This is a genomic window from Thermotoga sp. (genome assembly GCF_021162145.1).
Classification (GTDB): Bacteria; Thermotogota; Thermotogae; order Thermotogales; family Thermotogaceae; genus Thermotoga.
On sequence record NZ_JAGGZH010000118.1, the window covers coordinates 1 to 3,620 of the forward strand.

Sequence of the window (3,620 nt, forward strand, 5' to 3'; positions counted from 1 at the left end):
ACCGTTTCCACATGGTAGGTCTGAGGAAACATATCAAAAGGTTTCACCCGCTCGATAGAGTAGCCTTCTTTTTGAAGAAACTGGACGTCTCGTACCAGTGTGGAGGGTTCGCAAGAGACGTAAACAACTCTTTCAGGAGAAAGCTTTGAGATTTCCTTCATCACATCCAGCCCCGCTCCCGACCTGGGTGGATCCAGGATCACTCTGTTTGCCCTGCCCTGATAGGATTTTAAGAACTCTCGAACGTCACTTTCCACATACTCTATGTTTTTTCGACCGTTCACGTTTGAGTTAGCTTTCCCCGCCTTCACTGCAATTCTGTTCGATTCAACGGCAACGACTTTCGCTGAGGAGTAGGACGTTCTTACCGAAAACGTTCCGATGCCCGCGTAAAGATCGAGCACCACTTCGTTTCCCCGAAGATCCAGTTCTCTGTAGACGTGGTCTATCAGTTTAGAGGTGACCGAATAATTACTCTGGAAAAAAGCAGTCGGTGGGATCTGGAACTTCTCCCAGTCGAACTCTTCCACGATCACTCCTTCTCCGTAGAGAGTTCTGTAAGGCCCTCTCAAAACGACGGAATCTTTCGAATTCATCACATGGATGATCGAGTGTACCTTCGGAAGACCTTTCAAAATGGCCTGAACCAGACTTTTCCCCCACGGGAAGGACTCTGTCTTGGTTACGAAGATGACCATGAGCTGATCTGTGCTGAAGGCGTACCTGACAACAACGTGCTTCAGTACTCCTCTCTTTGTCAACCGATTGTAAACTGGTATGTTCAGCACCTGAATCGCTTCCCTGATGATCTCCAGTATTTCGTTGGTCCCTTCCGGTGCCACTTCACAGGATCTGACGTCGATCACAAGATCAGAACCACGCTGCTTCAGCCCCAGTCTTCTTCCCTGAAGGTGAAACTCCATCTTCGTTCTGCAATGGAACACGAGATCGCTGGGTTCCACATCCTCTACTTCAACACTCAACCCTACTCTCTCAAAGAGATCTTCGATGATTGCTTTCTTGTAGAGGAGTTGCTTTTCGTATCTTATGTCCATCCAGTGGCACCCTCCGCAGCGACCGAAATACTTGCAGGGAGGTTTTATTCGATCCTCCGATTCTTTTATCAGAGATACTACCTTTCCGAAAGCGAAGTCCTTTTTCTCTCGAAACGTTTTGATCAATACTTCTTCCCCGGGGTACGCTCCTTCTACGAGGACGATCTTTCCACTCTGAAGCCGGGCAAGGCCGTATCCTCCGTTGACCATTTTGTCTATTCTCACGTGCTCCAGCATCTGTCACATCCTTTCCGGTGCTGAGACTCCAAGGAGTTCCAATCCTTTTTTCAAAACGATCTTTGTTGCGAGGGCAAGGTTCAACCTCGCGTTTGAAAGTGCCCTGTTTTCAGGAGCAACGATCACGTGTTTCGTGTAAAAAACATGGAAAGATTCTGAGAGCATCTGAAGGTAGTTGGTGAGCCTGTTCGGAGCGAACATCTTGACCACTTCTTTCAAAACACAGGTGAACATTCCAAGGTTCCTCATCAAAGTTCTCTCTTCTTCATTTCCGAGAAGATCGAGATTCTTTCCCTCCTCGAACTCAACTCCCTTCTTCTCCGCGTTCAGGAAAAGATTCGATATCCTCGCGTGTGCGTACTGAACGTAGTAGACGGGGTTGTCCATGGTTTTTGCCTTGGCAAGGTCGATGTCGAAGACCATGTGATTGTTTGGGTCTACCATGGCGAAAAAGTAACGTGTTGCATCTTTTCCCACCTCGTCCAGGAGTTCGTCCAGGGTGATGAACTCTCCCGCCCTTGTAGACATGCGAACCGTTTCTCCACCACGTCTCAGCGTGACGAACTGGTGGAGAATGACGTTGAAGAAATCATCGGGTATGTCAAGAGCTTTCATCGCCGCCTTCATCCGTGGGATGTGTCCGTGATGGTCACTTCCCCAGATATCGTAGACCCTTGCAAATCCCCTTCTGTACTTCTTGTAATGATAGGCAATGTCCGTCATGAAGTACGTGTACGTTCCATCGCTCCTCACGAGGACCTTGTCGTCTTCCTCTACAAACGCCGACACCTTAAGCCACAAAGCTCCATCTTTTTCGTAAACCAGATTCTTCTCTCTCAGTATCTTCAACACCTCTTCAACGGTACCGTCTTCTATGAGACTCATTTCGGAGTAATAGACATCAAACGATGAGCCCATCCTTTCCAGTGTATTCTTCATGGAGGAGAGGATACGATTGAGAGCAACGCTTTTGAAGAACTCTTCCACTTCTTCGTTCCACACGCCTTTGTACCTATCCCCTATTTCGTTCACCAGCTCTTTTGCGATGTCCACAAGATATTCCCCACGATAACCACCTTCCGGTATCTCCTTCTCCACACCGAGCAACTGGTTGTACCTTGCCCAAAGAGACTGTGCCAGAAGTTTTATCTGCTTTCCCCCATCGTTTATGTACATCTCCCTTGTGACGTCGTAGCCGAGCTCCTTGAAGACCGCTGACAGCACATCCCCGATCACGATCTGCCTGCCGTGTCCCACCGTGAAAGGTCCCGTGGGATTTGCACTTCCGTATTCGAACTGTACTTTCAATCCCTTTCCCACATTCTCGCTACCGTACTCTTCTCTTTGCTCGAGTATCGTTTTCACGACCTCTTGGAGGGTCCTGTTCGAGAAAAAGAAGTTTATAAAGCCAGGTCCCATGACCTCTATTCTGTCGAAGATACTGTCTTCATTGAGTACTCCGACGATTTCCTGGGCTATCTCTCGAGGATTCCTTTTCAACTGCTTTGCAAGCTTCATAGCGACGTTGGTGGAGAGGTCACCAAACTCCTTTCTCGGAGGTATCTCGACTTCGAAGTCCACGGCCGTACCATACTGTTCAGAAACTGCTTTTTCAACTCTTTCGCTGACCATGTTCACCAGCACATTTTGCACCTCCACGTCTGCAAAGTCGCCTCATCTTCTGAAGAGGATGTGTTTCACCGTATCTATCCTGTGCCTTCTCTCCTTCAGGAGTTCCAGCTCAAGATCGGCCGACATCTTCACGCTACCATCTTGCCTCAGGAAGCCTGTCAGGTTTGGTGTGAGGGGGATGGGAGCACTCATGTAACTCTTCCCCTTGTAGGATCTATCCCGAAAGGTCCCTTTTGGAGAAAGCTTTATTCCGAACACTTCAAGACTCTGGGATCTGGCCCACAGTCCTCTCTTCTCACTCCACCAGTCCTCCTCTTCTGCTTTCAGGTCAAAGTGTATGAAAGTGAACACCTCTTTCTCCACAAGAGGTCTCAAGACCTTCGAGGACAGAGTTTCTTCTTTTCCCAGAATCGCCACGCGCCAGTCGTCCAGATCTACAACGAGATGACCGTTTCTCGGTGTGTAACGCTGATGAATCTCCCCATTCTTCACCACCAGAATGTCCGGTGGCGATTTGAAAGTCTCCACACCGGGCGAGATCACGGGAATATTCAAGCTCCTCGATATGTATCGGAGTAGACCCACGTAGAACGGTTCCAGTTTCTCAAACTTTTCAATTCTGAAGGGCAAAACCCCCATCAGAAGATTTCCCGTCAGTCTTGGAAACATCAACAGATCAGCGAAAGAAAGGTCCTC

Annotated in this window: 3 protein-coding genes; all 3 read right to left on the minus strand. The window is 48.6% G+C overall.

From position 1 onward, the window contains the following. On the minus strand, positions 1 to 1,292 hold a 1,292-nt coding region (rlmD, locus tag J7K79_RS07550; RefSeq protein WP_296907099.1), incomplete at its 3' end, for a 23S rRNA (uracil(1939)-C(5))-methyltransferase RlmD. A gap of 3 nt (positions 1,293 to 1,295) precedes the next feature. Further along, positions 1,296 to 2,936, minus strand: a complete 1,641-nt coding sequence (argS, locus tag J7K79_RS07555) for an arginine--tRNA ligase (protein WP_296907101.1) — start codon at positions 2,934 to 2,936, stop codon at positions 1,296 to 1,298. A 30-nt stretch (positions 2,937 to 2,966) separates the two neighbouring features. Next, the coding region (locus J7K79_RS07560) for a hypothetical protein (protein WP_296907104.1) at positions 2,967 to 3,620 on the minus strand (654 nt) is incomplete at its 5' end.